Origin of the sequence: Selenomonas timonae (assembly GCF_014250475.1) — a bacterium.
Lineage (GTDB): Bacteria > Bacillota > Negativicutes > Selenomonadales > Selenomonadaceae > Centipeda > Centipeda timonae.
This window is the reverse complement of the sequence record NZ_CP060204.1, coordinates 1,532,190-1,557,783: the sequence shown is the minus strand read 5'-3', so window position 1 is coordinate 1,557,783 and position 25,594 is coordinate 1,532,190. Positions and strand designations below refer to the sequence as shown.

The 25,594-nt window shown below is 56.6% G+C and carries 22 protein-coding genes and 1 pseudogene; 8 read left to right on the top strand and 15 right to left on the bottom strand.

Annotation, left to right across the window (positions count from 1 at the left end):
* Positions 1–89 precede the first annotated feature (89 nt).
* Positions 90–875, top strand: a complete 786-nt coding sequence (locus H1B31_RS07370; RefSeq protein ID WP_185979846.1) for a DUF4931 domain-containing protein — start codon at positions 90–92, stop codon at positions 873–875.
* The gene (locus H1B31_RS07365; protein WP_009439724.1) at positions 872–1,768 is read left to right on the top strand and encodes a transglycosylase domain-containing protein; all 897 of its coding nucleotides are present in this window, start codon (positions 872–874) and stop codon (positions 1,766–1,768) included. Before H1B31_RS07370 ends, H1B31_RS07365 begins: the two co-directional genes overlap by 4 nt.
* 2 nt (positions 1,769–1,770) lie before the next feature.
* Here the strand turns inward: H1B31_RS07365 and H1B31_RS07360 are convergent, their stop codons facing one another.
* The 9 genes from H1B31_RS07360 to H1B31_RS07320 all read right to left on the bottom strand — a co-directional run bounded on the left by H1B31_RS07360 (position 1,771) and on the right by H1B31_RS07320 (position 11,617).
* On the bottom strand, positions 1,771–4,383 hold the full coding sequence (locus H1B31_RS07360; protein ID WP_009439725.1) for a TIGR03960 family B12-binding radical SAM protein: 2,613 nt from the start codon (positions 4,381–4,383) through the stop codon (positions 1,771–1,773).
* Between the two features lie 83 nt (positions 4,384–4,466).
* Positions 4,467–5,573, bottom strand: a complete 1,107-nt coding sequence (rodA, locus tag H1B31_RS07355) for a rod shape-determining protein RodA (RefSeq protein ID WP_009439726.1) — start codon at positions 5,571–5,573, stop codon at positions 4,467–4,469.
* A complete protein-coding gene (minE, locus tag H1B31_RS07350) occupies positions 5,570–5,857 on the bottom strand; it encodes a cell division topological specificity factor MinE (RefSeq protein WP_009439727.1) in 288 nt (95 codons plus the stop codon). The genes rodA and minE overlap by 4 nt, the downstream gene beginning before the upstream one ends.
* Positions 5,858–5,869: 12 nt before the next feature.
* Positions 5,870–6,664, bottom strand: a complete 795-nt coding sequence (gene minD, locus H1B31_RS07345; RefSeq protein WP_009439728.1) for a septum site-determining protein MinD — start codon at positions 6,662–6,664, stop codon at positions 5,870–5,872.
* A gap of 9 nt (positions 6,665–6,673) precedes the next feature.
* A complete protein-coding gene (gene minC, locus H1B31_RS07340; protein ID WP_009439729.1) occupies positions 6,674–7,330 on the bottom strand; it encodes a septum site-determining protein MinC in 657 nt (218 codons plus the stop codon).
* A gap of 9 nt (positions 7,331–7,339) precedes the next feature.
* The gene (gene mrdA / locus H1B31_RS07335) at positions 7,340–9,130 is read right to left on the bottom strand and encodes a penicillin-binding protein 2 (protein ID WP_009439730.1); all 1,791 of its coding nucleotides are present in this window, start codon (positions 9,128–9,130) and stop codon (positions 7,340–7,342) included.
* Between the two features lie 20 nt (positions 9,131–9,150).
* Positions 9,151–9,648 carry a rod shape-determining protein MreD gene (gene mreD / locus H1B31_RS07330; RefSeq protein ID WP_009439731.1) on the bottom strand — a complete coding sequence of 166 codons (498 nt, stop codon included), beginning with the start codon at positions 9,646–9,648 and terminating at the stop codon, positions 9,151–9,153.
* Entirely contained in the window at positions 9,645–10,586 is a 942-nt protein-coding gene (gene mreC, locus H1B31_RS07325; protein WP_009439732.1) for a rod shape-determining protein MreC, read from the bottom strand. The genes mreD and mreC overlap by 4 nt, the downstream gene beginning before the upstream one ends.
* Positions 10,583–11,617, bottom strand: a complete 1,035-nt coding sequence (locus H1B31_RS07320; RefSeq protein WP_009439733.1) for a rod shape-determining protein — start codon at positions 11,615–11,617, stop codon at positions 10,583–10,585. Before H1B31_RS07320 ends, mreC begins: the two co-directional genes overlap by 4 nt.
* Positions 11,618–11,876: 259 nt before the next feature.
* On the opposite strand from H1B31_RS07320, the gene speD reads away from it, so the two are divergent.
* The gene (gene speD, locus H1B31_RS07315) at positions 11,877–12,335 is read left to right on the top strand and encodes an S-adenosylmethionine decarboxylase (RefSeq protein WP_009439735.1); all 459 of its coding nucleotides are present in this window, start codon (positions 11,877–11,879) and stop codon (positions 12,333–12,335) included.
* Between the two features lie 79 nt (positions 12,336–12,414).
* Here speD and H1B31_RS07310 read toward each other — a convergent pair whose 3' ends face one another.
* The gene (locus H1B31_RS07310; protein WP_009439736.1) at positions 12,415–12,867 is read right to left on the bottom strand and encodes a transcriptional regulator PerR; all 453 of its coding nucleotides are present in this window, start codon (positions 12,865–12,867) and stop codon (positions 12,415–12,417) included.
* Positions 12,868–13,055: 188 nt separating this feature from the next.
* Here H1B31_RS07310 and H1B31_RS07305 point away from each other — a divergent pair, with 188 nt between their 5' ends.
* The 4 genes and pseudogenes from H1B31_RS07305 to H1B31_RS11570 all read left to right on the top strand — a co-directional run.
* Positions 13,056–15,245 carry a Tex family protein gene (locus tag H1B31_RS07305; RefSeq protein WP_009439737.1) on the top strand — a complete coding sequence of 730 codons (2,190 nt, stop codon included), beginning with the start codon at positions 13,056–13,058 and terminating at the stop codon, positions 15,243–15,245.
* Positions 15,242–17,020, top strand: a complete 1,779-nt coding sequence (locus H1B31_RS07300) for a nicotinate-nucleotide--dimethylbenzimidazole phosphoribosyltransferase (protein ID WP_009439738.1) — start codon at positions 15,242–15,244, stop codon at positions 17,018–17,020. Before H1B31_RS07305 ends, H1B31_RS07300 begins: the two co-directional genes overlap by 4 nt.
* Positions 17,021–17,117: 97 nt before the next feature.
* On the top strand, positions 17,118–17,711 hold the full coding sequence (locus H1B31_RS07295) for a type IV toxin-antitoxin system AbiEi family antitoxin domain-containing protein (protein WP_037345542.1): 594 nt from the start codon (positions 17,118–17,120) through the stop codon (positions 17,709–17,711).
* Positions 17,708–18,448, top strand: a pseudogene (locus H1B31_RS11570) (nucleotidyl transferase AbiEii/AbiGii toxin family protein); the annotation flags it as partial. The gene H1B31_RS07295 and the pseudogene H1B31_RS11570, both read left to right, overlap by 4 nt.
* 186 nt (positions 18,449–18,634) lie before the next feature.
* Here H1B31_RS11570 and H1B31_RS07285 read toward each other — a convergent pair.
* The 5 genes from H1B31_RS07285 to H1B31_RS07265 are packed head-to-tail and all read right to left on the bottom strand — an operon-like array spanning position 18,635 to position 22,950.
* Positions 18,635–19,555, bottom strand: a complete 921-nt coding sequence (locus H1B31_RS07285) for a hypothetical protein (RefSeq protein ID WP_037345545.1) — start codon at positions 19,553–19,555, stop codon at positions 18,635–18,637.
* Positions 19,556–19,571: 16 nt separating this feature from the next.
* Positions 19,572–20,516 carry a nitronate monooxygenase gene (locus H1B31_RS07280; protein WP_037345548.1) on the bottom strand — a complete coding sequence of 315 codons (945 nt, stop codon included), beginning with the start codon at positions 20,514–20,516 and terminating at the stop codon, positions 19,572–19,574.
* Positions 20,517–20,532: 16 nt separating this feature from the next.
* Positions 20,533–21,009, bottom strand: coding sequence for a 2-C-methyl-D-erythritol 2,4-cyclodiphosphate synthase (ispF, locus tag H1B31_RS07275; RefSeq protein WP_185979845.1), 477 nt, complete (start codon positions 21,007–21,009; stop codon positions 20,533–20,535).
* Entirely contained in the window at positions 21,006–21,776 is a 771-nt protein-coding gene (gene ispD, locus H1B31_RS07270; RefSeq protein ID WP_009439743.1) for a 2-C-methyl-D-erythritol 4-phosphate cytidylyltransferase, read from the bottom strand. The genes ispF and ispD overlap by 4 nt, the downstream gene beginning before the upstream one ends.
* Before the next feature lie 25 nt (positions 21,777–21,801).
* Positions 21,802–22,950, bottom strand: a complete 1,149-nt coding sequence (locus H1B31_RS07265; RefSeq protein ID WP_185979844.1) for a PIN/TRAM domain-containing protein — start codon at positions 22,948–22,950, stop codon at positions 21,802–21,804.
* Positions 22,951–23,162: 212 nt separating this feature from the next.
* On the opposite strand from H1B31_RS07265, the gene H1B31_RS07260 reads away from it, so the two are divergent.
* Positions 23,163–25,577, top strand: a complete 2,415-nt coding sequence (locus tag H1B31_RS07260) for a TonB-dependent receptor plug domain-containing protein (protein WP_185979843.1) — start codon at positions 23,163–23,165, stop codon at positions 25,575–25,577.
* The last annotated feature ends 17 nt before the right edge of the window (positions 25,578–25,594 follow it).

The window sequence follows — 25,594 nt, the reverse complement described above, 5'->3', positions numbered from 1 at the left end:
ACGAATAGAGAGCTGCGATAAAATATTTTACGAATGCACTGAGAAGCGATATAATAGGGTGAAAATGATTACAGAAGCTGGGAGTATCTATGGACATCAACCTCGCCCATTTCAATACGGAGATCGGACGGCAGAAGCCCGAGAACATCATCCACAGCGACGTCGCGTGCCCGTTCTGCGAGACGGACAAGCTCACGGACATCATCGCGGCGGATGGCGACATCATCCTGCTCAAAAACAAATACAATGTCATCGAGGAGGCAGATCAGTTTGTCCTCATCGAGGGGCATGACTGCAACGCGGATATGCCGAGCTATACGCGCGACCATATGCACCGCCTCATTGCGTTCGGCATGGATCATTGGGCACAGATGCGCGCAAGTGGAAAGTACGAGACTGTGCTCTTCTTCAAGAACTACGGGCCGTATTCGGGTGGCACAATCCGTCATCCGCATATGCAGCTCGTCGGCTTCCCCTCATTTCGTCAGGAGCTTGCATTTCGACGCGCTGAGTTTGAAGGGCTGACCGTGGCAGAGCAGGACGGCGTCACGTTGAACCTCTCCACTGCACCGCGCGTCGGCTTCTGGGAGCTGAACATCGTGCCCGCCGATGCAGGGTCAGTCAGGACGATTGCGGACTATATACAGATCGCCGTCGATTTCTTCATGAACGCCTTCCGCCGCCCTCTCACAAGCTACAATATCTTCTTCTACAACGAGGGGGACGAGATCTTTATCAAGATCATGCCGCGCTTTGCCACCTCTCCCGTCTTCATTGGCTACAACATCCGACTTCTCCCGTCCAATCTTGTGGAGATGCGTGATCGGATGCGCGCAACATATTTTGAACATGACAGCAAATGGAGCAATCTATGAACGATACAATCAACGAATTGCCGCCAAAGCGAAAGCGGCGCAAGACGACGGCGCGCAAACGAACACGCAAAAAAACGCCCCTCAGATTTGGGCGTTTTTTCTTGAGTGGACTCGTCTGCCTCCTGCTCGTCTCGCTGGGGACATTTCTCTTCATCCCGCAGGTATGGCAGGAGGTCGGCGATATGCTGCCAACAGCGGAGCGGCAGTTGCCTGCGAATCAGCTGCATGAGATGCATGAGCCGGATGCCGCCGAGCAGATTGCGCGCATTCTCTTCATCCGCCGTGCCATTGAGGCGCGCCTTGACCGTGCGGACTATGTGCCCATCGGACGTATTTCGCCAGAGCTGAAGAGTGCCATCGTCGCCATCGAGGATCGCCGCTTCTACGATCATATGGGCTTCGACCTCACGGGCATGGGACGCGCGGCGCTCGTCAACATCCAGCACGGACGCATCGAGGAAGGCGCGAGTACGATCACGCAGCAGCTCGTCAAGAATCTCTTCCTCGCGAACGAGCAGACCTTTACGCGCAAGGCGCAGGAGCTCCTGCTTGCACTCGACATTGAGCTCTCCTACTCCAAGGACGAAATCCTCGAGATGTATCTGAATGTCGTATACTACGGCGCGGGATTTTACGGGGTCAATGCCGCCTCGGAGGGCTACTACGGGAAGTCCCCCGCTGCGCTTGACCTTCCCGAGGCATCCATGCTCGCGGGCGTTCCGAACGCGCCCTCCGAGCTCTCCCCCTTCACGAACTTCATCGCAGCGAAGAAACGGCAGGCCATCGTCCTCGACACGATGGAAGCGCAGGGACTGATCGACGCGCGCACCGCTGAGGACGCAAAGATGCAGCCGCTGATCTTCCGTCCCAGCGAGGTAGAAATGTCCAGATAAAATCAACGATCCATCAGTGCTGCGCCATCTGCAAACAGCCCCGTTCGCGTCACATACGCCTCGTTCGGGTCGACAGGCAGATCGAAGTCACGCACCATGACGCTCAAAATCTCGATGGGCTTCACGCTGCCCTGCGGGGTGACAACCAGATTCATCCAAAAGACAAGACGTCCGTTTTCCAGTTGAAAGGAGACGGGCGTTTTTACATACGCCTTCGTCTCGATCATGCGGCTCTTCTTCGGTGTACTGCGCTCCCATACGGCGCTCTCCGCCGCATTGTATCGCTCAACGCTTGCCCGTATCGACGCACTGTCCCCCGCATAAGGCACGGAGATCCGATAGCGCGCCTCATCCACATCCGCCATCAACGCCCGATGCTTGCCCTCGAGCAGACGCAGACGAACAATCTGTGCCCCGCGCGGCAAATGCGCACCGAGACGCCTCATGACCTCGCTCGGTGCGAGCGACTCCGTCATCTCGAAGTCCACATACTCTGCATCGCTCGCCGCGCCCAGAGAAAGCGCGGAGGCAAATGCCACCTTCATATGCGGATTGAAGCCCTCCGAATATGCCATCGGCAGATGCGCACGCTTGCACGCGCGGACAAAGAGATTTGCATAGTCGAGATGGGAGACATAGCGCAGCTCCTCCCCCTTCGTAATCAGTCCGCGATAGACAAAGATGCGGCGCTCTGCGGGCGCATGCTCTGCGTCCATCTCAGCCGCGCGTGGCGGCACCTCCGCAGGCGCGGCCGTGTACTCTGTCTCCGTGCCCGCATAGTCGATCACGTCCACGCCGAGCGTCGGGCAGATGCCGCAGCCCGTACAGTGCGTGCGGCGGCAGTCCTCCGTAAGCGAGGCCGCGAGTGCCTTCTGCCACTCGGACTTCAGGAATCGTTCGAGCACACCGGGCGATGTATGTGCCCACGGCAGCGGCTCACCAATCGTACGCGTGCGGCGGCTGAAATATTCCCAGTCAATGCCGCACTTCTCAAACGCGGCGAAGTAGCGGCTGTCGTCAAAGAGATCCGACCAACCGTCAAACTTTGCACCGTTCTTCCACGCTTCATAGAGCGCAGGCGCAAGACGGCGGTCGCCGCGTGCAAAGACCCCCTCGATCACGGAGAGACGCGCATCGTGGTAGTGGAACGTAATCGAGCGATCGGTGATGTGCTCCTTGAGGAGCTGCTGCCGCCGTTGAAACTCCTCAATCGGCAGCTGTCCGAACCACTGGAACGGCGTATAGGGCTTTGGCACGAAGCAGGAGACAGAGACCGTCACCTTGCAGCCACGACGCCCGCGGATCTCCGTATAGAGATCGACCACCTTTTTCGCAAGTCGTGCAATGCCGATGATGTCCTCATCCGTCTCCGTCGGCAGCCCCATCATGAAGTAGAGCTTCACCTGCTTCCACCCATGACGGAACGCCGCGCCGCACGCCGTCAGCAGATTCTCCTCCGTCACGCCCTTGTTGATGACATCGCGCATGCGCTGCGTCCCTGCCTCAGGCGCAAAGGTCAGCCCCGATTTCCGCACCTGCTGCATACGATGTGCGAGGTCAATCGAAAAGCTGTCGATGCGCAGTGATGGCAGAGAAAAGCTGAGCTTTTCCCCCGCATAGTCCGTCATCAGATCGTCCACAAGCCGCCCGAGGCAGGAATAGTCCGCCGAGGAGAGCGAGGTGAGACTCATCTCATCGTAGCCCGTCGAGGCGATCAGCCCCTCCGCCATCCCACGCAGACGCTCCTCCGTGCGCTCGCGCGCAGGTCGGTAGGCAATGCCCGCCTGACAGAAGCGGCAGCCGCGTGAGCAGCCGCGAAAGAGCTCCATCATCATGCGGTTGTGCACGATGTCCATATAGGGCACAATCGGATGCTCGACCGACATAACGCCGTTCATATCCCGCACGACACGCTTATAGATCACGGGGCGCGCATTGGAATGCAGCGCGCGCAGTGCGCGGAAATTCCCCGCATCATCATAGACCGGCTCATAGAACGAGGGCACATAGATGCCATCGATCCCGAGAAGACGGGTGAGGAAGCCGCGCCGTCCGCCCACACGCCCCTCTCTTTCCCATGCAATAAAGGCATCGCAGATCTCCGGCACGACCTCCTCCCCTTCCCCGATGACGAAGAAGTCAAAGAAGTCAGCAATCGGCTCGACGTTGTAGACACAGGGTCCGCCGCCCACGATAAAGGGCATATTCTCGCCGCGCTCGTCTGCATAGAGCGGAATGTCCGCAAGATCGAGCATATTGAGGACATTAGAGTAGATCATCTCGTATTGGAGGGAGAATCCGAGAAAGTCAAACGCCCTGATGGGGCGGCGGCTTTCAAGCGAAAAGAGCGGGATGCCCCGCTCACGCATCTTCTCCTCCATGTCGATCCACGGCGCATAGACGCGCTCCGCCGCAATGTCCACACGGCGGTTCAGAATCTCATAGAGAATGGCAAGCCCGAGATTGCTCATGCCGACCTCGTAGACATCGGGCAGCGCGAGCGCAAATCTGCACTGCACACTGTCCCAGTCCTTTCGCACGGCATTCCATTCGCCACCCGTATAGCGCGCAGGTTTCAGTACCGACTGCAGGATACTGTGATCGAGCTGCACCATTGTTTCTTATTCCCCCACATATAAACACACAAAAAAGAAAAGAGACTGCCGCGCGAAGGCGAACAGCCTCACAGAATTCTTCTCTAAAACAAGAGTTTTTGCCGCCGCAACTGAATGTTCAGCAGAATGGCGATTGCCATGATATTCGTCGTGAGCGAGCTCACGCCGTAGCTCATGAGCGGCAGCGGAATGCCCGTGACAGGCATAATTCCCATCGTCATACCGACGTTGACGAGCACATGGAACGCAATCATTGAGGTGATGCCGACCGCGAGCAGCCTGCCGAACGTATCACTCGCATCCTGCGCGATCTTGATGCCGCGCCAAAGGACGATGAGATAGAGCAGGAGCAGAACCGCACAGCCGACAAAGCCGAGTTCCTCCCCCACAACGGAGAAGATAAAGTCCGTATGGTTCTCCGGCAGGAAGTTCAGCTGACTCTGCGTCCCGCCAAACAGCCCCTTGCCGAAGAGCAGCCCCGAACCAATTGCAATCTTCGACTGGATGATGTGATAGCCCGCGCCGAGCGGATCGACATTCGGATCCATGAAGACCATGATACGCATCTTCTGATAGTCCTTCAGAAAGTGCCAGAGCACAGGCATAGCCGCAAGTCCGAGCCCGAAGATGCCGAAGAGGATGCGCAGGCGAATCCCTGCGACAAACACCATGCCAAAGAAAATCGCAAGAAAGACGAGCGACGTTCCAAGGTCGGGCTGCTTTAGGACGAGCAGGAAGGGCACGAGCACATAGCCGGCAACAGGGGCAAGGTCACTGAGTGACTGTATCTTCCCGCGCTTTTCCATCATTGCGGCGAGCGCAATGATCATGATGAGCTTTGAGAACTCCGATGGCTGTATGCTGATGGGACCGAGTGCGATCCATCGCTGTGCGCCAAGCGCCGACTGCCCGATCAGCATAACGAGAATCAGGAGAATCAAATTGAACACGTAGAAGTGATTGCCGTAGCGCTGCAATATCTTGTAGTCAAAATTCATCAGAAATGCCGCGAGGGCAATGTCGATGAGAATAGATATGCCCTGCCGCTGAACGAACCAGTAGCGCTCCTCACTCGGCGTATTGACATGGGTCGCACTGCCGATGATGACGAGGCTCATAATGACGATTGCCGCCGCTGCTGCGATCAGTGTCAAATCCGTGCGGCGCAGGAGGCGCTTTGAGAGTATCATCGCCTGCGCCTTGATAGATCACTGCCGCCGTGCTGAACACTCACCACAGGGATGTTGACGACGAGCGCCATCGTATCGTTCTCGTTCTCGAGCGCGAACTCCATCTCCCGCGTGTCGATATACATATACTTCGAGATCACCTGGATGATCTCCGCGCGCATATTATCCATGATCTCCGGCGAGACATTCGCCCGATCATTGATGATGACAAGCTGGAGACGGCGGCGCGCAACCTCGCCGGAACTTTCCTTCTTCCCGAGAAGCCTTTTCAGTGCCTCAATCACGCCAACCCCCCCTTACTTTTTCCCAAAGAGCTTGCCCTTGATCGTCTCCCAGAGACTTTCCTTCGCAAGCTCACGGAACGGGATCTCCTCGCCAGAGAGGCGACCAACCACATCGAGATACGCCTGCCCTGCGGGGGAGTCCGGCATCGTCACGCACGGCTCACCGCGGTTCGTGCTCGTCACAACCATCTCATCGTCCGGAATTTGACCGACGCATGTGACAGAGAGGATCTCATCGATATCGTCCATATCGAGCATATCGCCCTTTTCGATCATCTTCGGGCGGATGCGGTTGACGACGAGGCGAATGTCCTCCTTGTCCGCGCGTCCAAGTTCGCCGATGATCTTGTCCGCATCGCGCACAGCCGAGATCTCGGGCATCGTCACGACGATCGCCGTGTCGGCAGCCGCGATTGCCGTCTTGAATCCCTGCTCAATGCCCGCCGGGCAGTCAATGATAATGACATCATAGGAACGGCGCAGCTCCTCACAGAGCGCGGCGAGTTCCTCGGGATTGACTGCGCTCTTATCCTTGACCTGAGAGGTCGGCAGGAGGAAGAGCGAGTCGTATTTCTTGTGACGAACGAGCGCCTTCTTGTATGGCACGCGCCCCGAGGTAACATCGACCAGATCGTACATAATGCGATTCTCGAGTCCCAGCAGAAGATCGAGATTGCGCAGCCCCGTATCGGTATCGATGAGGACAACGCTCTTGCCGCGCATGGCAAATCCAACGCCCAAGTTCGCCGTCGTCGTTGTCTTTCCAACGCCTCCTTTGCCCGATGTCACCACATAGATTTCACTCATATTTCGAACCTACCTCTCTATTGGCTCAATGACAATCTGACCATCCTTCACATAGGCGCGCTCCGCCTTGCCGGAATCCTCCGGCTCATCCGGCGAACGCGCGACATAGTTCGCAATGCGAATCTGCGTCGGCATCAGATGATCTGCAATAATAAATGCGGTCGAGTCCCCCGCTGCGCCCGCATGCACAACTCCGCGGCAGGTGCCGCGAATGTCCACACTGCCGCCCGCCGTGATCTGCGCGCCGGGGTTGACATTGCCGAAGACAATGACAGAGCCCTCCGTCTCCACCGCCTGTCCGCCGCGCAGTGTCTTGTCAATGACGAGCATGCGCTGCAGCTCCTGCGGCTCTGGAACCGTTTCCTGCTCTTTTTTCTCCGCAGGCTTTGCGGCTTTAGGGGCGGGGGCAATCGGTGTGGCAGGCTCGGGCTTTGCCAGACGGCAGACCAGCCCGTGCGTCCGAAAGAGCTTCTGCATCTCTGCCAGCTCCTCTTTCGCAAAGCGATCGCGCGGAATGCGTACAAGGGTGCCGCGCAGGAAGAACCCCGCGCCCGACTCCAGTTTCCTGTCGAGCTCCTCCATAATCTCCGAAAAGGGCATATCCTCCGGGAAGCCGAGTATGAGTCCGCCATTTTCCCCTTTGATCTTGATCTTATCCTCGCCCATTTGACTCCCTCACTTTTTCCCTGCATTCTGCGGCGCGCGATCCAACCCAAAGGCGGCCTCCATGATCCTACGCCCGATCGGTACAGCCGACATCGAACCGAAGCCACCTTGCTCCACAATGACCGCCACGACAATGTTCGCATTCACATAGGGACCGTACGCCACAAACCAGCCGTGGTCGCGCCCCTGTGAGTTCTCTGCCGTGCCCGTCTTGCCCGCAATGTCGATCGGAAATCCGGCGAATACGCCCGCCGCCGTACCGATCTTCGTCACGTCATGCAGCCCCTCCTGCACATTGCGGATCACGGACGGATTCACCTCCAGCTCCGAGAGGAGCTTCGGCTGAAACTCGCGCACCGTGTTCCCGTTCACATCGACAATACGCTGGACGAGGTGCGGCTGAAAGCGCTTGCCGTTCGCCGCAATCTCCCCCATGACCATCGCAGCCTGCAAGGGGGTCACGAGGTTGAACCCCTGCCCGATTGCCGCATCGAACGTCTCAGAGAGATACCATTCGCCATCTTCGTAATTATCCGCCTTGTACTTGCGGTTCGGGGCAAGCCCCTCCGCCTCATACGGCAGATCGATGCCCGTCCGCGCGCCCAACCCGAACATCCGTGCATAGCGCTCGATGGTGTCGACACCAAGACGATTGCCCATCTCATAGAAGTAGACATTGTCCGAATGCGCCATTGCCTCTTGGAAATTGATCCAGCCAAGCGCCTCGCCGCCTGCGTTCGTCTTCGGAATGATCCAGTGATGCCCCGCATCGAAGATCTTCTCCTGCGGCGTCACCTTATGCTCAGCGAGTGCCGCCGTTCCCGTCACAATCTTGAACGTCGAGCCGGGCGGATACTCGCCCGTGATCGCCTTGTTGTCCATTGGATGATAGGGGTTGTTGTTCAGCACATTCCAGTTCTGCGTTGAGATGCCGCCTGCAAAGAGATTTGGATTGAACGCGGGTCGGCTGACCATCGCCAGCACCTCACCCGTCTGCGGATTCATGACAACAGCGGCCGCTGCATTGGCGTGCACAATGGCAAGCTGTGCGTCCACCGCCTGCTCCGCCGCCTCCTGGATATGCTTATCGATCGTCAGGACGAGATCGTTGCCCGGCACGGGTGACTGCCGACCGAGGAGCTGCACGGGGCGTCCCGATACATCCACCTCGACCTGATCACCGCCGTTGATACCGCGCACTTCCTTGTCATAGACGCGCTCGAGACCAAACTTGCCAATGATATAGCCGGACTTATAGCCCTCGTCCTTGCGGCGCTCAAGCTCCTCCTCGTTGATCTCGCTCACATAGCCGAAGACATGTGCCGCATATTCCCCGTAAATATAGTCACGAATCGGCAGCACCTCGATCACAACGCCTGGATAGTCATCCTTCTGCTCCTCGATGATCGTCACAATATCGGGCAGCACGTCAGTTTTGATGCGAATGGGATCGAAGCCAATATGTGCGTCGATTTTCTTCTGAATCTCCTCCACGGGTACATTGATGAGCTTTGACACACGCGCGATCACCTCGGGCGAAATCGGCTCCGTCAGAGGGAGCAGCGACACCGCAAAGCCGGGACGATTCGTCACGAGCAGTTCTCCGTTGCGGTCATAGAACGTCCCGCGCGCCGCCTCCGCGGGTATGATGCGGATGCGGTTGCCCTCGGCAAGACGCGCGTAAAGTTCACCGTCATAGACTTGCAGGTAGCCCGCCCGCCCGATGAGCACCGCAATGATGAGGACAATCATCAGGCTGAGGAACTGCAGGCGCCCGCTGAAATCTTCATTTTCGTTCACAACTACACTCCGAGATTATCTTAACTCTCCCGATCGCGTATACGCTTGTCCAGATGGAACGTCGTCCAGTGGATTGGATACGCAAAGATCAGCTGGAAGAGGAGCAGTATGAAGAGCACACGTCCTATATGCAGGAATGGATTGAAATGATAGCCAAGCAGATACACAATCAGCGCCGAAATCACATATTTCGCAAAGGTCGCCGCGAGTGATGCCGTAATCGGCAGGAAGAACTGCTCCTTGAACACGCGGTCAGAGAACCGTCCGAAAAAGAGTCCGATCAGCGTCAGTGTGAATGCATGCAGCCCAAAGAATGAGCCGACACTGAGATCCTCCACCAGCCCCAATGCAAAGCCGACGAATCCACCCCACACACTGCCGCGCAAAAAGGCGTAGGAAACTGTCGCCAGAAGGAGCAGGTCGGGAACGACGCCGTACACGGCGATGAGCGGAAGAAAGGAGAACTGAAGCACAAAGAGAGCGATAAAGAATACGATAAAAAATCTATATCTCTTCACTGTGCCGCCGCCTTTGCCTGCGATGCAGAGATCTGTGCCGCCGCAGCCGCTCCCGGACTGAGCGGAGCTGGCTGAATCGGCGCCGGAGGTGCTTCGCGCGATGCCGTGATGATCGCCACATCTTCGAGGCGCTGGAAGTCCACCGCAGTCTCGATGAGCGCGACCTTGAGAAGCCCCGTATCATCGCTGTGCTGCGAAACGATCTGCCCCACGGGAATCCCTTTGGGATAGATGCCGCCGAAACCGGATGTAATGACGGTATCGCCGTCCTGCACATCCGCATTGCGCGGAATATTCACCATCTGCGGCATATAGGGATTGTCCATCGTCCCCGTGACAATGCCCGTCACACGGGACTCTGTACGCTGAATGAGTGTCCCAACCGAGGAGCGCACATCGAGGATCAGCTGTACCTTGGACGAGAGCGGAGCGACTTCCGTCACACGCCCCACGAGCCCCTTGCCCGTCACGACGGGCATGTTTTCACGCACGCCGTCCTTCGAGCCGCGATCCACGACGATCGTGCTCGTCCAGAGCACAGCGTCCCGCCCGATCACGCGCGCAGCAAGAAGATCAAACTGCTGCGCCGACTGCTTGTACGAGAGGAGCTCACGCAGGCGTGCATTCTCTGCCGCGTATTCCTCCGCCATCGTATTCTGCTGACGCAGCTGCTCGATCTCATTCTTGAGCATCTTATTCTGCTCATGTACCGTAGCGATCTCCCACAGATCCGATGTAACATGTCGAACCTGCTGCCCCACATAGGAGAAGACCATCTCAAATGGGGCAAGCACAGTTCCTACCGTGCTCGTCGATGCAGTTGCCTGAAAGCGGCCGCGCGCAGCAAAGAAAATGACACAGAAAAGAGCGAGCAGAACGAATAGCAGCGCCCAGATCTTGCGTCCCGACTGCCTTGCCCGTCCGATTCGGTCAATCATTGCTTCAATTTCTTCGAGGACATAACGACACTCTTGAGGAGCCCGATGTTCTCAAGCGTACGCCCTGTCCCCTCACCAACACAGGAGAGTGCATCCTCGGACACGAGCACAGGCATGCCTGTCTCATGAGAGAGGAGCTTGTCCAGATTCATGAGAAGCGCGCCGCCGCCCGTCATCATAATGCCGTGATCCATAACATCCGCCGCGAGTTCCGGCGGTGTCTTCTCGAGTGTGCCCTTCACGGCGTCGATGATCTTGTAGATCGGCTCGTTCAGCGCCTCGCGAATTTCCTTCGCATGGATCGTCAGCGTCTTCGGCAGACCGCTTACGAGGTCACGGCCGCGGATGTCCATTGTACGATCCGTATCCGGCGTCACAATCGCCGTTCCGACCGTGATCTTGATTTCCTCCGCCGTGCGCTCACCGATCATGAGGTTATACATACGCTTGATGTACTGCACGATGGCAGAGTCCATCTCATCGCCGCCGATGCGGATGGACCTGCTCGTTACGATGCCGCCGAGCGAGATGACGGCAATCTCCGTCGTGCCGCCGCCAATGTCGACGACCATGCTGCCCGTCGCCTCCTCCACTGGAAGCCCCGCACCGATCGCAGCCGCCATCGGCTCTTCGATCAGATATGCCTCACGCGCACCTGCCTGCTGTGCCGCATCGATAACCGCACGCTTTTCGACCTCCGTCACACCCGACGGAACGCCGACCACGACGCGCGGACGTACAAACGACTTCGAGCGCATTGCCTTGCGGATGAAGTATTTCAGCATCGCCTGCGTCACATCAAAATCCGCAATAACGCCGTCCTTCATCGGACGAATCGCAACGATATTGCCGGGCGTGCGCCCGATCATCTGCTTGGCTTCCTCACCCACCGCGAGCACATCGCCCGAATCACTCTTTATTGCAACAACGGACGGCTCGCGCAGGACAATGCCACGCCCCTTCACATGCACCAGTGTATTCGCCGTACCGAGGTCAATCCCCATATCGTGTCCGCCAAAAAGACCAAACATTGTAAGTGGAGTCTCCTTCCATCACCTGAGATGTATACGTTCTATAATTCCATATGCACAGTCCTTGAAATGTGCAGAATCAGTATAGCATAAGCGCGTTTATTTTTCCATGAGATTTTATAGCGAAAACAACAGCATGTAATTCTCTTCTGGATTCTTTTTATTCTGTTTAGGACGATATGACTATATTCCTTGACGGCGGCGTCTCTTTCCTCTATAATGAAACTAAGACTGAGCACTGTAAAGGAGACTGAATCGAATGGACATTCAATCAAGATTGCTGACAGTGGATTTTTATAATTGCAAAGGTGAAAAATATACGAGTGAAGAGGCGCTGCGCGCCAAGGTCTCCGAAGCACTCAGAACCCTTGATCTCGTCCCCCTGCAGATCATCAGCGACGTGCAGGAGAGCGGTCACCTCTCCCTGATGGCACTTCTGCCCGACGGGCATCTCGCGCTGCATGTCCATCCCGAACTCCGCCACGTCTCACTCGATATCTACCTCTGCACGGAGGACGCCGCACTCGACCCGATTGCACGTACGATGCGCAGGGTGTTCCAACCCGAGAAAACCAAGACGACGCACCTGCGACGCGGCGATTTCCGCTCTCCCGGAGAGATTCGTCCCAAGACCACGACACGCGTCGCGCCCATCCGCAAGATCAAGAGCACGGGCGCGAAGGTCATCCGCATACTCGCACGGAGAAACCGCGGATAACAGAACACATGAAAAGTGACATGTACCGAACGCGCGGTGCATGTCACTTTTTTGTGCGATATGTTCAATCAGATCGAATTTAATTTTTTACCGCATTGGCCTCTTGGCACTGCGGGCAGTAGCCGAAGAAATACATCTGCTGCGAGACAATGCGATACCCCGTCACAGACGCAACATTCTTGTCGAGAGACGGGAGCGATGCAATGGGCACGTCCGCAACCTTGTCGCACGCAATGCAACGCACATGCGGATGCGCGGAGATATCTGCGTCATAGCGAAATGCCTCCTCGCCCACGTTCAGCTCACGCACGATGCCGATCTCACAGAACGCATCAAGTGACTTGTAGACCGTGGCAAGACTCATCGTCGGATAGTTCGGACGCAGCTCCTTATAGAGAGCTTCCGCCGTCGGATGCTCCTCCGTCGCAGCAAGAGCCGCATAGACGGCAAGGCGCTGCGGCGTCACCTTTTTCTTGTTCTGCCGCAGAATATCCGTGACCTCATTCAATGTCAGCATCATCTGTTCTCGCATAATTATTCCTACTTTACTCTTTTACTAAAACTAAAATCATTATTATTTATGTATTATAATACTCTATCCGAAAACTCCTGTCAATAGTCCCGTCATATTCCTTCTGCAAGAATTGTTTCCTTTCTTTATGCACGACTCGAAAATCATGCTATAATGAAGGACATTAACAGAAAGAAAGGTTTGATTCCATGCGTATTTCCGATATTCCCGCCGCGATCGCGGGCGAGCTCTCCATCCGTCCGCAGCAGGTCGAATCTGTCATCACCCTCCTCGATGACGGCAATACGATTCCCTTTATTGCACGCTACCGCAAGGAGGCGACCGGCTCCCTTGAGGACGAGATGCTGCGTCAGGTGGAGGCGCGCCTCACATATCTGCGCAGCCTCGTCAAGCGACAGGAGGAAATACTTGCACGGATTGAGGAACAGGGCAAGCTGACGGACGAGCTGCGCGCAGCCATCGAAGCTGCCGAGAAGCTCCAGATCCTCGAGGATCTCTATCGCCCCTACAAGCAGAAGAAACGCACGCGTGCCTCTGTCGCACGTGAACGAGGACTCGAGGGGCTTGCAAACACCATGCTGCTGCAGAAGGAAACAAGCGGCACGCCCGAAGATGCAGCCGCCCCTTACGTGGATGCAGAGAAGGATGTACCGAGTGCCGCCGATGCACTTGCGGGCGCGCGCGACATCCTCGCTGAGACCATCATGGACGAGGCGGAGCTGCGCCGCCTGATGCGTGAGAAATTCTGGAAGAATGCTGTCCTTGAAACGACACTTGACGCTGACGCCGAGGAGGCGCAGGTATTTCAGATGTACGACGGCTACAGTGAGCCCGTCCGCACCCTGCCCTCCCATCGCATCCTTGCCGTCAATCGCGGCGAGAAGAAGGGATGTCTCTCCGTACGCATCGCCGTCGATCATGAGGCAAATGTCGATTGGATCTACAAGCGCCTCTATGCACGCCCCTCCATTTTCGAGGGGGAACTGCGCGCGGCGGTTGAGGACGGCTACAAGCGCCTGCTCGTCCCTGCACTAGAGCGCGAACTGCGCACGCAGCTGACCGAAGCGGCAGAAGAGAAGGCGATTTCCATATTCGGGCACAACCTCCGTCAGCTTCTCCTGCAGCCCCCGCTTGCAGGGCATACGGTGCTCGGGCTTGACCCCGGCTACCGCACGGGCTGCAAGGTGGCACTGGTCGATGCGACCGGCAACGTCCTCGCAAGCGGTGTAATTCAGGTCACGAAGAGCGACGGCGAGCGCAAATCTGCGGCGACAAGCCTCCTGAAACTCATCAAGGCACACCATGTCACGCTCATCTCGATTGGCAACGGTACGGCGTCCTATGAGACGGAGCAATTCGTCGCCGCGCTGATCCGCGACAACGACCTCAAAGACGTACACTATCTCATCACAAACGAGGCGGGTGCGTCCGTCTACTCTGCCTCACAGCTCGCGAAGGACGAGCTGCCCGACTACGATGTCACGATTCGCGGCGCCGTCTCGATCGCACGCCGCGTGCAGGATCCGCTCGCCGAACTCGTGAAGATCGATCCGCAGGCGATCGGCGTCGGTCAGTATCAGCACGATGTCAGCCAGAAACAGCTGCGTGAAACACTCGACGCAACGGTCGAGGACGCCGTAAACCATGTCGGCGTCGATCTCAACACGGCATCGCCCGCCCTGCTGAACCGCATTGCGGGCATCAATGCAGCGATTGCAAAGAACATCGTCGCCTATCGCAACGAACACGGACGCTTTGCGAGCCGCAAGGCACTCCACAAGGTCGCGCGCCTCGGCGATGCAGCGTTTACCCAATGCGCGGGCTTCCTACGCATCTACGACGGCGAGACACCGCTCGACAGCACCGCCATCCACCCCGAGTCGTACGAGCTTGCGCGCTCCATCCTCGTGGAGCTCGGCGCGGACGAGGACGATCTGCGCGACCGCGCAAAGCTCCCTGCCCTCGCACTCAAGACCGCGCAGATGAGTGCAGCGCCGCTCGCAAAGAAGCTCGGCGCGGGGGTACCGACCGTCACGGACATTCTCAAGGCAATCGCGCGCCCCGGGCGTGACCCGCGCGAGGATCTGCCCGCACCACTCACGCGCCAGAACATCGTGAAGCTCTCCGACCTTGCCGTCGGCACGGTCCTCAAGGGAACAGTCCGCAATATCACGGACTTTGGCGCATTCATCGACATCGGACTGAAACAGGCGGGACTCCTCCACATCTCCGAGATGAGCCACCGCCGCGTGCGCCATCCGCTCGATGTCCTGTCCGTCGGCGACTCGCTCGATGTCATGATCATCAGCATCGACGAGGCACGCGGGCGCATTGGGCTCTCGCTGAAACGCATGGAAAAGGAAAAGGCGCGCGCATGAATCTTCTTGAACAAACGGTAGTGGCAATCCATGTCCCCGACACGGAGCTTTCCTCGGCAGTCGACGCTGCGCTGTCCGCACAGACAAGCACAGATTTCGGACATCTGCGCTCCATCCTCCTTCGCTATATGAACATCACGGGCGAGCGCCATCCCGCACCGCCGCAGACGAGCGTCATTATCTCCTGCGCCGACCACGGCGTTGCCGCCGAGAGCGTCAGTGCCTATCCGCCCGAAACCACGCTGAATATGATGTGCAACTATCTCATTGCACGCGGCGGCGCAGCGAATGCAGCCGCAAACTATGCGGGGGCGCGCCTCGTCGTTGCCGATCTCGGTGTAAATGCCGCTTATGATGATATTCCGGGACTCTTGCAACACAGTATTGCACGCGGCACGGCGAATATGACGAAGGGCTCTGCCATGACGCGCGCACAGGCGATTGCAGCCATTGAGACGGGCATCGTACTCGCAAACGACTGCGCAGATCGCGGCGATCGCTGCATCCTCCCCGGCGAGATGGGCATATCGAATACCACTTCGAGCGCCGCCATCGTTGCGGCATTCCTTGGACTAACACCTGAGGAGGTCACGGGACGGGGTGCGAATATCTCGGACGCGCGCCTCGCGCACAAGATTGAGATTGTCCGCCGCGCACTCAGTGTCAATCGTCCCGATCCGCATGACGGACTGGATGTCCTCGCGAAGGTCGGCGGCTTTGAACTCGGCTGCATCGCGGGTATTATCCTCGGCGCTGCCGCGCGGCACATGCTCGTCATCCTCGACGGAGCGAATACGACATCTGCTGCGCTCATCGCCCACGCCCTCGCCCCCGACTGTGCACATTATCTGCTCGCCTCGCATGCCTCCCTGACGGAGCACTCCCATCCCCACGCACTCCGCCGCCTCGGACTCACGCCCATCCTCCGCCTCGACATCCGCCTCAGCGAGGCGGCAGGCTCCTCGATTGCGCTGCGACTGCTGGAACGGATGCTGAAAATATGGGAAGCGGTGGATGCACCCTCGCATAATGCAATGCCTCCCCCGTGCGACACGGGGGAGGGGAATCGCGCAGCGGTGGAAGGGGCGCTCCTGCCAGTCTCTCCCCCCCAGCACGCCTCCATGGATGCCTGTCAATACCGCCTCGACAACCTCGCAAAGCCCATCCACAGCCTCGGCTATCTCGAGCGGATCGCCGTGCAGCTTGCAGGCATCCTCGGCACGGAGCGCCCGCCCATAGACACAAAGGCAGCCCTCCTCCTCATCACAGACAGGGAACTGCCCGCCGATCTGGCATACATTCTCAACACACTCACGGCGTCGGCATCCATCCCCGTCCATATTTTCACCGTCTCACAGGTCATAAAGGACACACGCACCGCATACGAAACAGCATATGCCCTCGCCCGCACCTATCCCATCCTCATCCTCGGTGCATATGAACGGGAGGAAAGCACCGCTGTTTCGGCGGCGCTCACTGGTGCTCTGCATGGAGCGGCGGCAGGCGCAAGCCTCATCCTGCCCGGAGACGCACGGACGGATCGCGCAGCACGCACAGCCGCTGATGAGAACGCCGCCCTACGTCCCTACATCCTGCACATCCTCCCAGATATGCTCATGATCGACACGGAGCTGACCGCAGGCATCGCGGGCATCCTCGGCATAGAGATTGTACGCGCCGCCCTCCACGTCGTAAACGAGATGAAAACCTTCACCGAGACCGGCGTCGCCGTCGCCATCGACGGCGCAGGTGCGGGGCGACAAGTAAATACATAATTCAGTAAAAATCCAGTCATGCACATATAAAAATTTATATGTGCATGACTGGATTTCGTGTATAATGGATATAGAAAACAGATAAGGGGTGAACTTTATGATTCCTTCAGAAAAAAATCTCACAGATAGCATTACATGGCGAAAAAAAGATCTGCTACACCATATGACAGAGTTTGAATTCCGCCAGCTATTAAAAAAGAATCAGCTGATACGAATTCAAAAGGGCGTATATCAATACGCTCACATCGATCTGCCGGATAATGATATGATTCTTGCACAAGATCTGTTCCCACAGGCAGTCATCAGCATGTTTACAGCAGCCAGCTATTACGACCTGACAAATATAATTCCCTCTTCCATTCAATTAACGCTTCCCAGCAACAAATCCCGCCGTCTCCCCCTTCCAAGCTACCCACAAATCGAATTTTTCTTTGCCAATGAAAAAATAATAGATCTTGGCATTGAAATCATTTCTGAAGAAAATTATCCCCTTCGTATCTACAATCGTGAACGTGTGGTCTGCGATATGTTTCGGTATCTGCCCCGCGTTGGACTGGATGCAGCACTCGATATATTCAAAAACTATATGCACAACAAGAAAAATCGTCAACTGGACAAGCTACTCCATTACTCTCGCCAGCTTCGCGTCTATAAATATATCCATCGTTATACGGAGGTGTATATCGCATGAATGAGCAAAGTGTAAAAGACAAGCTCAAGAACCTGGGACGTGAAAAAAATAAAAACTATAACGAACTATTGATACGGTACGGCATCGAGAGATTTCTCTATCGACTCTCCATCTCCGCATATCGAGAACATTTTATTTTGAAGGGCGGTGCTTTGCTCTATACAATTTTCGAGTTTTCGTCACGGGTGACAAAAGATATTGACGTTTTAGCAAAACATATCAGCAGTTCTACCGAGCAGATCTGTAAGACCATCACCGACATTTGTCAGATCGAAACAGACGATGCACTTCGTTTTCAGCCGCCGTGTCTTGATGATGTAATGCATATTTCGGAAGAGGACGAATATCATGGCATACGTGTAAAATTCAAGGCATTTCTAGGGAGGGCAGAAATTTATTTGCAGCTTGACATAGGATTCTCGGATACTCCCCTCCCGGCTCCCAAAGAGATATCATATCCCTCTTTGCTCTCAATGGACGCCCCCAAGCTATGGGGCTACGCCATAGAAACCGTCATTGCCGAAAAGTATGAGGCAATTATATCGCTAGGCGAACAAAACAGCCGATACAAAGATTTCTACGATATTTGGCAGATCAGTAAAACACATTCTCTGAATGGAGATACCTTAAAAGAAGCAATCATGCAAACATTCAAGGACAGACAAACGGAATTTCACATGAACATCTATCAGCCAAATTTCTGTGTGAACAAGGAAAAGCCTTGGCGTGCATTTTTGCGTCGTATCAACGCATCAATCGACATTTCCTTCACCGAGGTCATACAGGAAATCAGTGTTTTTCTGCTTCCGATACACAATTCATGCGTGAATCATATATCGTTTTATCGTCAGTGGGACACTAGCTTGGAAATAAAAATACACCTTGTATGCGCACATTTCCATACGCATACAAGGTGTATGTGGTCAGACCGTCACCTCGACCTGCCCCCTCTTGAACACCTTTCCAATCGTTCCGAACTGGAAAGTTGCCGTCTCCTTGACCGTAAAGCGGCCGTACGTGTTCCCTGCGCGATAGTTCGAGTTGAACGCCTCGCGCATGCCGCCCGCCGTGTGCATCTCCTCCCCGTAGACGAGGAAGGGATTCGGGACGACGGCAAAGAGCCCGTTGCCGAGCGGCATGCCCCAGAAGTCGGCATCGCGCGTCGGCGTGACCGCGACAAAGCGCGGCTCGAGCTCGGGACGGCTCAGGCGCAGCTGCATATTCGTACAGCGCATGCCCTGCACCTCATAGAGCTTGATGAAATCGTCCTGCGCCTTTTTCTTCTGAAACATTGTCCCGACGACATCGTAAAGCGCGTTGTAATCGCGTATGTAGTCCGCCGCACGCTCTGCGGGCGTCCGCTCACGCAGCTCGTGCACAGGAATCGCATCCAAAGCCGCCTCGGCGGCTTTTTTGCGTGCCGCCTCGTTCTGCCGTGCGCGGTCACTCGGGGTAGACTCCTTGCCGCCCGTCGCCCGCGCATAGCTGCCCGCCGCGCGCTCCATCGCATTCATCGCCTTGCCCTGCGGTGGCTGCTCCGGCGGTTTGACCGGCGAGGCAGCCGCCCCCGTGTAGGCACGCGACAGATCGCGCTTCATCTCCTCGTCGAGGAGATCGCTCACGGACGGGACAGCGCGCTGCGCAGCGGCATTCGCCTCCGCAGGATCATCGGCAGCCGCCTTGGGCGGCTCCTTCCTCTGCGGCGGCGTGCCCGCACGGCGCTCCGCCTCCTCCAACCGCTCCACCAGCTCGTCAATACGACTCTGCTGACGCAGCGCCATCTTTTCGAGAAGCGTGACGCGCTTCGCGAGTTCATGAATCCGTGTCAGTTCGTCGTTTCCCATTCCCCTGCGTTACCCCTTAAATCTCAATCTTTGCCGCCTGCGCTAGCGTCTCACGCGCTTCACGCACGATGCGCTCCACGATCGTCTGCACCGGCTCAATCTCGCGCAGGAGGGTCAGCGTCTCACCCGCCTGAACCATGCCGTTCACAACGTCGCCATCTACGGCTGCGAGCTTGTTCGTACCCGTTGCACGGTCGAGCAGCTCCTGCTTGGTCGCCTTGCCCGAATACTCGAGCGCAACAAATTCCTCCGAGAACTTGTTCTTGACCCCGCGCACGGCACCGCCGATTGTGACACCCGTGACAATCGTGTCCGTGTCCACTGCCTCGAGCAGCTTTGCCTTCATGTTCGGATGCGCGACGCACTCCTCTGCAACGAGGAAGCGCGTCCCCATCTGGATGCCCGCAGCACCCATGAGGAGAGCCGCTGCAAGTCCGCGCCCGTCGCCGAAGCCGCCCGCCATGACAACGGGGAGGGAAACCTCGGGGATGACCTGCTCCATCAACGGCAGGGTCGAGAGCACGCCGATGTGACCGCCCGCCTCCATGCCCTCTACGACGATGGCGTCCGCGCCCTTTTCCTCCACGCGCTTTGCGAGTTTCACGCTCGGCACGACGGGGATGACCTTCACACCCGCCGCATGCAGTTTTTCAAAATACGGGACGGGATTGCCCGCGCCGAGCGTGACAAACGCCGGCTTTTCCTCGCAGATCACGTCCACGATCTCGTCCTTGTTCGGCGCCATGAGCATGACGTTCACGCCGAACGGGCGATCCGTCAGCGTACGGCAGCGGCGAATCTCATCTCGCGTGTACTCCGTCGTACGCCCACCCGTCGAGATGATGCCCGCACCGCCCGCATTCGAGACCGCCGAGGCAAGATTCGCCTCCGAGATCCACGCCATGCCACCCTGCAGAATGGGAACCTCGATTCCCAAGAGTTCCTTCAGCTGATTTGCCACGTTGCTACCTCCTATATTATACACGCTCTATGCCCGCAATGGCATAGGCAGACATCCCTTCTCCGCTGCCCGTGAACCCGAGCCGCTCCTCCGTCGTCGCCTTGACGTTGACATCCCCCGCCGCGATCCCGAGTATACGCGCGATATTGTCACGCATCTGAGGAATATACGGCAGGAGCTTCGGTGCCTGTGCCACAACGCACGCATCCACATTGCCGATCACATAGCCCTCGGCGCGCACGAGCCGCGCGACCTCTTCGAGGAGTTTGCCGCTGTCCGCGCCTTTGAACCGTTCATCCGTATCCGGAAAATGCTTGCCGATATCCCCGAGCGCAGCCGCACCGAGAAGCGCGTCCGAAATCGCATGAAGCAGCACATCTGCATCCGAATGCCCGAGTAGCCCCTTTTCATACGGCACATCCACACCACCGAGGATCAGCTTTCGCCCCTCGACAAGTCTATGAACATCGTAGCCGATGCCAAACCGCGTCATTCTCCATCTCCCTTCCGCCGCCGCACGACGCCGCCGAGCAGGCGCTTCGCCTCGTGTACGGCGGTTTTCATCAGTTCTCCCGCGCCCATATCATTACGCAGGATCGCCTCCGCGACCACCATGTCCTCGGGCGTCGTCACCTTGATATTGCTGTACTCTCCCTTGACAATATGCACGGGCACGCCGATGCGCTCCACAAGGCTCGCGTCGTCCGTCCCGAGAAAGCCATCCTCATCCGCGCGGCGGTTCGCCTCGATCAGAATCTCCTTGCGGAAGCCCTGCGGCGTCTGCACCTGCCAGAGTGTACTGCGCGGCGGCGTCGAGACCACAACGTTGTCCTCCGAGGCAATCTTAATCGTATTCTTCTCCGGCACGGCGACAATCGCCGCCCCCTCCGCGCGCACAACGCGGATCAGCTCCTCAATCGTCTCGCGACGAATCAGGGGGCGCGCCGCATCATGGACGAGCACGACATCAGCCTCCTCTGAGACGAGGGCAAGTCCATTGCGGATCGAATACTGCCGTTCCGAGCCTCCCTCCACCACGCGCCACGGAGCAAGCCCCTTCACGCGGCCGAGCAGCGTACGCACGGCATCCACCTCATCAGCGCCGACCGCAACGATCAGCTCACCGACCTCGGGCACCTTGGAAAACGTCAGCAGCGTTCTCAGGAGCATCGGCTTTCCGGCAAGCGTCAAAAAGACCTTGTTCAGCCCAATCTGCATCCGATGCGCCTGTCCCGCCGCGGGAAAAACCACACTAACCATGCAACATTCCCTTCCTGTATTCGATTCAGCGCGTCAGTTTCGCAAAGATCATGCGACCCGCCGCCGTCTGAAGCGCCGATGTCACCTCTACGGATACAACTTCATTCATACAGTGAAATCCGCCATCCACAACGATCATCGTGCCGTCGTCGAGATAGGCAAGCCCCTGCCCGTGCTCCTTGCCCGGACGGACAATCTGCACCGTCATGAGATCGCCCGGAATGGCGACCGGCTTCACCGCATTCGAGAGCGCGTTGATGTTCAGCACGGGAACGCCGCGCAGCTGCGCAACCTTGTTCAGGTTGAAATCGTTCGTGATGATCTTGCCGCCGACCTCCTGCGCGAGCTGGAGCAGCTTAGAATCAACCTCTGCGATGTCCTCGAAGTCCGCCTCTGTGACCTCCACCTTCATGCGCGACTCCTTGCGGATCTTTTGCAGGATGTCGAGCCCGCGCCGTCCGCGCACGCGCTTGAGGGAGTCGGGTGAGTCCGCAATATGCTGCAGTTCCTCGAGCACAAAAACCGGAATGAGCAGTGTCCCCTCGAGAAAGCCCGTCTCGCAGATATCCGCAATGCGCCCGTCGATGATGACGCTCGTATCGAGCAGCTTGTACTGCCGATCCCCCTGCGCGGGCTGCGCTGCAGTCATTGCGGGCATGCGACCCTCGCGCACACGCGACATATCGCGCAGGAAACGTGGGATGAAGTCAAAGACCGCCGCGAGCTCCTCCTGCTTTCGTACCATGATATGAACGCCGAGATAGCCGAGCACAATGCTGAACACGATGGGAATGTAGTCGCCGACAATCGGTATCATAGAAAACGCGTCGCCCAAGAGACGCGCAATGATGAGTCCGATAAAAAGTCCGATTGCCCCTGCGATCACATCGCGTGTCGGCATCTTGCCAAGCTGCCCCTCCACCCACACGGAGAAACGTCTGAGACGTCCCGTGAAGAACGGCGCGAGCGGGTAGCCAATCATGCCGCCGAGGAATGTGCCGAAGAGAATGCAGCAGAGCCCTGCTGGCGAGAGTCCGAGAACGCCCAGTTCGACATGCCAGAACGGCGCAGAGAAGTAGCCGCTCACCGTCGGAATCGCAAGCTCAAACAGAGTTCCGCCGACAATCGCCATGATGAGCACGATGAAGAAACGTAAGATACGATCGAATAACAAGCATTCACCCCCTTTCATTAACAAAAGAGTCCTAATAACAACAGCATACTTCTTAACTCATTCAGTATAATAAAAAAAGTTCGCATTGTCAAAACAGCACTTTTGACAATCTACCTGATAATAAATGTTACTCTTGACATCTATATATTTTTTCATATAATGATTATCGTATTCATTATTTTTTCATCTCTACAGGAAAGGATTTTCAAGGTATGTCATTCAAAGGAAAATTACGTCATGGACGATATGCACTTCTGACCGCTGCTGTGCTCGCCTGCTTTGGAGCACCGCACGTCTATGCGGCAGACAACGTGTCGGGAAGTGACAATTCAAAAGTCTCAACCGAAGATATCCACGTGGAGGTGGACTTCGATAAAGAGATGCTCAAGGAAGCCCCTGAGACAAAGACGATCATCTCCCGTGCCGATCTTGACCGTAAGGGTGCGCGCACGCTCTCGGACGCACTTGCAGCGGAGCAGGACATCCAGATGGGCACGGACAACATGGGGCGCAAGACGGTCGGCATCCGCGGTGCCGAGCCACGCCACACGCTCATCCTCGTCGACGGACGCAGGCTCGCGGGAGGTCTCAGCAAGTTCTACGGTGCAACGGATGAGGTGAACCGCCTTGGTCTCGACGACGTGGATCACATTGAGATTATCCGCGGCTCGGGCACGGCACGCTACGGTGCAGATGCCATCGGCGGTGTCATCAACATCATCACGAAGGTCTCGCACAAGCAGCGTGTCCGCCTGACGACGGAGGGCTCGTGGATCGATGTGAAGGGGCATCAATACAACCACAGCATCGGCTACTCCACGGGCGACCTCGGCGGTGGGGTATATATGGACTTCTCCTATGGATGGAACAAGTCTGCTCCCTACCTCTATGACAGTGACCACACCTCCATGCAGTACTACGGCGACCGCAATCCGATGAGTCTGCGCGTCGAGTTCCCGATCGGCAAGGATGAGACGATCACCCTCTCGGCGGATCGTCTGAATGAGGATCTGCGGAAGGACACCACACTCGGTAAAATGTTTGGAATGACCGCCTATGAAGACGCATGGCGCAACAACTTCAGCATCGACTGGAAGAAGCAGACGAGCAAGATGGATTATCGTCTGCGTACCTACCGCACGGAGTATAACTCCGATACAGATTTTTACGTCAGTTCTCTTCCCGGCATAAGATTGATGCGTTGGGGATATTTTGACTTCCTTAATCGCATAGATAACGTAATCGAAGGCTCCGTCGGCATTATGGCACATGACAAGCACTATGTCACGATTGGTGCAGACTACCACGATGAATACGGAGAGGGAACGCGAATTAAGGTGCCTGGTCAGGTCGGAAAATACGTCGAGCGCAAATATTATCAGCTATCTCCCGTGCCAGGTGAGGTCTATGATACCACATTAACTCACTACGGTGTCTATGCGATGGATGACTGGCAGGTCGGCAAAAAGCTGCTTGTGATCCCCTCTCTGCGCTATACGAATCACAGTCATTTTGGTGTGAACATCTCTCCCTCCATCGGTGCAACGTATAAGGCACGCAACAATGTCCGTTTTAAGACGAATATTGGAACAAGTTTTGGTACAGGAGGCATCGCCGAACTCTACCATGACTGGGAGATGTACGAGCCATCACTCAATCCTCGCCCCCCATACCGCAATGGTTGGAAGTTCGAGGGCAATCCCGAGCTGAAGCCCGAGAAGGCACTCAACATGGATGTCTCCGTTGAAAAGGACTTCAACAAGAAGACAAGTGCGAAGATCACCCTCTTCCGCAATACCTTCAAAGACTATATGCAGATCGTCTATGATGGACAAAAACCCTCGAAGAATCTAAATCCAGGAAGCCCTGGTGCACCGCAGCGCTGGTCTAATTCTATTGTATCACTCGATCCCGCAGCCGGATATTGGGGAGATTATAACGATCTTCTGAATGAACTTGATTCAGCAACCCCACAAGACCGTTATGACCTCATCACCGAGTATACAAAGTATGCAAGTACCCCTGTGATGGACGACGTTTTTACCTACAAGAACATTGCCAGAGCTATCACGCAAGGTGTTGAGGCTGAGGTAACACACGAGATTGCGCGTGATTTCACAATCAAAGCAGGCTATACTTTCCTCGATGCACGTGATCGCCAAACAGGAAAACGCCTTGAAGGGCGTGGGCGACATATGTTCAACCTCACAATGACATACAGCGACCCGAAAAATGGCTGGCGCGCGACCTTCTGGGGAGACTATACACGGAACTACCTCGATATTCGCGATCGTGTTGCAACAGGTCGTTTTGTCAGACCGGACACGTCAAGTCTGACCAGCAGAACATACACGATAACGGATCATGACGGCAATACCCGCGAGGTTACCGTATATCCTACAGAAGGTGAGGCAGGCACAGCACTCCAGAACACAGTGGAGCATTCTTTCACTCAGGAAAAGGTCGCCCGCGAGAAGAACTACGGTCTGTGGAATCTGATGATCGAGAAGGACTACCACCACTTCCTTACGTTCTACGCCGGCATCACAAATCTGTTCAACCAATACGACCCGTTCCTTGGAATGGGCGGGCGCATCTACCGCCTCGGTATGCGCATGATGTTCTAATCTATACAAAGGAGCTT

Bases quoted from the DNA above. Each gene is read 5' to 3' on its own strand.
- H1B31_RS07370 (WP_185979846.1), top strand. From the start codon at position 90: ATGGACATCAACCTCGCCCATTTCAATACGGAGATCGGACGGCAGAAG.
- H1B31_RS07365 (WP_009439724.1), top strand. From the start codon at position 872: ATGAACGATACAATCAACGAATTGCCGCCAAAGCGAAAGCGGCGCAAG.
- H1B31_RS07360 (WP_009439725.1), bottom strand. From the start codon at position 4,383: ATGGTGCAGCTCGATCACAGTATCCTGCAGTCGGTACTGAAACCTGCG.
- rodA (WP_009439726.1), bottom strand. From the start codon at position 5,573: ATGATACTCTCAAAGCGCCTCCTGCGCCGCACGGATTTGACACTGATC.
- minD (WP_009439728.1), bottom strand. From the start codon at position 6,664: ATGAGTGAAATCTATGTGGTGACATCGGGCAAAGGAGGCGTTGGAAAG.
- minC (WP_009439729.1), bottom strand. From the start codon at position 7,330: ATGGGCGAGGATAAGATCAAGATCAAAGGGGAAAATGGCGGACTCATA.
- mreC (WP_009439732.1), bottom strand. From the start codon at position 10,586: ATGATTGACCGAATCGGACGGGCAAGGCAGTCGGGACGCAAGATCTGG.
- H1B31_RS07320 (WP_009439733.1), bottom strand. From the start codon at position 11,617: ATGTTTGGTCTTTTTGGCGGACACGATATGGGGATTGACCTCGGTACG.
- speD (WP_009439735.1), top strand. From the start codon at position 11,877: ATGGACATTCAATCAAGATTGCTGACAGTGGATTTTTATAATTGCAAA.
- H1B31_RS07310 (WP_009439736.1), bottom strand. From the start codon at position 12,867: ATGCGAGAACAGATGATGCTGACATTGAATGAGGTCACGGATATTCTG.
- H1B31_RS07305 (WP_009439737.1), top strand. From the start codon at position 13,056: ATGCGTATTTCCGATATTCCCGCCGCGATCGCGGGCGAGCTCTCCATC.
- H1B31_RS07300 (WP_009439738.1), top strand. From the start codon at position 15,242: ATGAATCTTCTTGAACAAACGGTAGTGGCAATCCATGTCCCCGACACG.
- H1B31_RS07295 (WP_037345542.1), top strand. From the start codon at position 17,118: ATGATTCCTTCAGAAAAAAATCTCACAGATAGCATTACATGGCGAAAA.
- H1B31_RS07285 (WP_037345545.1), bottom strand. From the start codon at position 19,555: ATGGGAAACGACGAACTGACACGGATTCATGAACTCGCGAAGCGCGTC.
- ispF (WP_185979845.1), bottom strand. From the start codon at position 21,009: ATGACGCGGTTTGGCATCGGCTACGATGTTCATAGACTTGTCGAGGGG.
- ispD (WP_009439743.1), bottom strand. From the start codon at position 21,776: ATGGTTAGTGTGGTTTTTCCCGCGGCGGGACAGGCGCATCGGATGCAG.
- H1B31_RS07260 (WP_185979843.1), top strand. From the start codon at position 23,163: ATGTCATTCAAAGGAAAATTACGTCATGGACGATATGCACTTCTGACC.